Origin of the sequence: Fodinibius sp. (assembly GCF_041642155.1) — a bacterium.
GTDB lineage: Bacteria > Bacteroidota > Rhodothermia > Balneolales > Balneolaceae > Fodinibius.
The window spans coordinates 1-3,601 of sequence record NZ_JBEPWZ010000299.1 but is presented as its reverse complement, the minus strand read 5'-3'; the positions used below and the strand labels follow the sequence as shown (position 1 = coordinate 3,601).

General features: G+C 46.5%; 4 protein-coding genes. All 4 read right to left on the bottom strand.

Annotated elements, in window-relative coordinates:
- The coding region (locus ACESLU_RS13000; protein ID WP_372639060.1) for a hypothetical protein at nt 1–496 on the bottom strand (496 nt) is incomplete at its 3' end.
- Between the two features lie 385 nt (nt 497–881).
- On the bottom strand, nt 882–1,442 hold the full coding sequence (locus ACESLU_RS12995; protein ID WP_372639058.1) for an RNA polymerase sigma factor: 561 nt from the start codon (nt 1,440–1,442) through the stop codon (nt 882–884).
- A 283-nt stretch (nt 1,443–1,725) separates the two neighbouring features.
- The gene (locus tag ACESLU_RS12990; protein WP_372639057.1) at nt 1,726–3,003 is read right to left on the bottom strand and encodes a sugar MFS transporter; all 1,278 of its coding nucleotides are present in this window, start codon (nt 3,001–3,003) and stop codon (nt 1,726–1,728) included.
- A 469-nt stretch (nt 3,004–3,472) separates the two neighbouring features.
- Nucleotides 3,473–3,601: Dabb family protein (locus ACESLU_RS12985; protein WP_372639061.1), on the bottom strand; the 129-nt coding region annotated here is incomplete at its 5' end.

Below are 3,601 nucleotides of genomic sequence, written 5' to 3'. Positions count from 1 at the left end.
TAACTTCCCGGCTCGTACGGCCAAAATCCTCCGGAATCCAAATATGCGCATTGCTGTTCAACCGTATTTTAGTCCCATCACTTAAGGTCAGCGCACGCTGCTGATCATCCCCTGCGACATAGGAAACGGGCTGAGAAGTCTTCTCTCCCATTTCCAGCGGCACCTGCTGCCATACGTAAAACATTACCGAAACCAACAGGAGAATGATAACGGCGGCTGCCGGCCAGTACGAAGTGGACTTTCTGTCAGACAGAGGCCTATAGCTGTACTTGTCATCAGGCCCGACGCCCGCTTCAATCACATCCCAGATTTTTTCCGATCTTATCTCAGAGGTCATTGGTTTGATATGATCCTCCTTTAAGTGAGAGATATCCTGATTCAGCTTCTGTTTCAGATAAGCTTGTCCCCCCGGTGTCTTCAACCACTCCTTTACCTCTTCAATCTCAGCGGGCGTACATTTATCTTTAAAAAATCTTTCTACTTTATTTCGATCCATGCAGCAGTTACATAAGAAGAACTTCTTTACTATAAATACGTACGTGCGGACCGAAAGTATTAGAAGGTTTACCAAAAAAATTTACTGACGTCCCTCGCTTAGTGATATTAAGAGAAAAGAAAGTATACTGAGAGGCTCCTTTTATGACGGATTATATTTATTCTCATCAACGTTGATGTCCCACTTAGTGCCAATCGAACAATCGAATGGGGCTTACTTTTGGGATTTATGGGTGGTAAGGACACCCCCAATTCTGCGTAAGGAGGCTTTCTTTTTCTACACCAGACAGACTTTTTGGGTAGCTATCCTCGAGTGTGGGCATCCGGGACCATGGCGCATAGAAGGAAGGAGACTAATGTTAGCTTGCCATTATATAAAACTTACGTTATTTCCCTAAACCGGCGTGCTTTTTCAGGTAGTTGCGAACATATTTAGTACCCAAATAAAATTGCGATTTGACCGTATTAATGGATACCTCTTTCTTCTGCGCCACCTCGGCATTGGATAGTCCCTCAAAATTTTTCATCTCAAAGACCTTTCTTTGTTCAGGGGACATATTCTGCAGGGCCATTTGTACGGTTTCCCTGTATTCCTCGTAAATGACTTTCTCAACAGTCGAATTTCTGCGGCGTCTGTTTTTCGATAGTTTTTTAAAGTCTTTTTTAACTTTGGTGCTGGTCTTTTGCTTGCGAATGGTATCGATCAGGTGGTTTTTCATCATCGTAAACAAAAATCCCCTGATGGAAGAACCTTGCAGCATGTTTCTTTTGTTCCAAACCTTTAAAAAGAGATCCTGGACGGCGTCTTCGGCGAGATACTGGTCCTTCAGATAGCGCTTGGCAAGAAAGTACAGCTGCTCGTGATACCGGTCATACAGTTTCCTGAAGGCATTCCGGTCCCCCTTCCTAATCTTGTGCACTAAAACACTTTCATCGGGTTTCTTCATGTCTGCCCCTTTAATATTTTTTTTGCCCTTACTTAATAAGAGACATTTAAAAAGGGATTCTACTGTTTTTACATGATATTACCTCATAATAAATTTAGGGAGGGTTCAACGAAAGAGGTACCCATTAAGAAACCCTCCCTTTCCGGTCTATATACTCATGCTATATACCTACACCTACCTTGACATAAGTGTGAATCGGAATACAATATGTACCACAAATCACGCCAGGATCCACTATATCTATATCAAACGCACCCCCTTATGCCGGGGGCCGCCATGCGTGCTATACGTTATCGGGAGCCTTGGCAATATTGGGAGCCGCGGCAGTCGCCTGGGCCATCTCATCCACGGTTTTTCTGTCCGACTTCTTCTGCCAGATATAGAAAATGGTAAACAGCACGATCAGGATAAGCGGAAAAACAGTGATCTGGGCCAGGGTCGCCTGTCCCGCCGCCAGTTCCAGCTCCGACCCGCTCATTCCCATATCCGCATAGGTGCTGCGGGCGCTGTCAATCCAGCCTCCGATGATTGGCTGAAATATGGACGTGGAAAACATCCCGATCGCTCCCAGCAGGGAAAGTCCGAGCGCACCGGTTTTCGGGGCTCTCTTGGCCGCCGTACCGATCATCACCGGCCAGAAATAGCAGATCCCTATGGCAAAAAAGACGGCCGCTACATAGGCCATCGCTCCGGTAAAGATGCTAAACATATAGATGCCAATCGCTGCAAAAACGGAGCCGCCCAACAACACGCCCGGCTGTCCCAGCGTCTTCACCACCGGTCCGGCGAAGAAGCGTCCGACCGCCATCAGGCCCGTGACCAGCGCCAGGATTAACATGGGACTCGCGCCGCTCTCGGACATCACGATATTTACCCACTGCTGCGGGCCGAATTCTGTAATAGCGGTCAGGGCAAAGCAGAGGAATAAAAAGATAAAAACGGGGCTGCCCAGAGCCTTGACGTTTTCTTTGAGGGACCGCATTTCCTCCAGCTTGGGTTTCGGAAATGTTTGCCCGTAGAACAGGGCGGCATAGATAATGGTCGGGACCATGATGATCCACATCTGGGCCTGCCAGCCGAGGGCAAAGTCGGTCATGAATTTGGAGATCAGGCTGCCGAGCACGATGCCGCCGGGAAACCACATGTGGAACCGGTTGAGCATTTTATCCACTTTATTGCCGGTGTAGGCATCGGCAATCATGGGGTTACAGGCGGCCTCCGTACAGCCGTTGCCCAGCCCTATCAGCAAGGTTGATATCAGCAGCAGGGTATACCCGCCGGCGTAAATGGTTAAGATGATGCCCAGGGTATGGACCACAAAGGCAAACTGCATGATGCGTTTGGGTCCAATGGAATTATAGAAAATGCCTCCCAGGACCATGGATATGGGAAAGCCCAGAAACCACATTGAATTGATGAACCCAAGCTGCTCGGCCGACAATCCGAATTGGTCGCCCAGCTCGGGCAGTATGCCCGCCCGAATGGCAAAGGTAAAAGCAGTCGTAATGAGGGCAAAACAGCTTCCCCAGAAAAGTATGCGCTCGTTAACTTGTTTACTCATGATAGGTAGATTTTAGTTAAAAGTATATTACGGTTCCCTGTTTACCGGCTGATTGAACTAAAAAATGACTCGTACATTTCTAACAAGCATCCCTGATTCTTTTCGGATCCTATCACCTACGTACGGTCATCTATTCTTTTTATCGAGGACTTTCAAAAACTCATCGTTTGCCATCAGATGAGTGCCTTAACCCGACTGGCCGCAGCACGAATGCTTGGGACAGGCGGTATTGCAAAAGTTTCTTATCTTTAATCCCAATATACAAGAGACTTCCAGAATAGGATTCTACTATATATATTTTTATTTATCCCGTTTTTCCTAAATAATTAAAAACAAGCAATAAAACAATACCTTGCTCTTCAATGTTTTGCAGCCCTATCCATAATATCCCTCAGAAAGCCTTGGAAAACAAGGATTTCAGGCTCAAAATAAATGGGATTGATTAGTAAAAAAAACAAACTAATAAGCCCTATTCATCACCAGCCCAATAGTCGATAACAAGTACATCCTCCAGATGCGGTTCTAAAATTTCTACAAAAGCCTGATGGTCCGGATGAGGAAGATAGGTTGCACGGTCTTCTTCACTTTCGAACGTGAC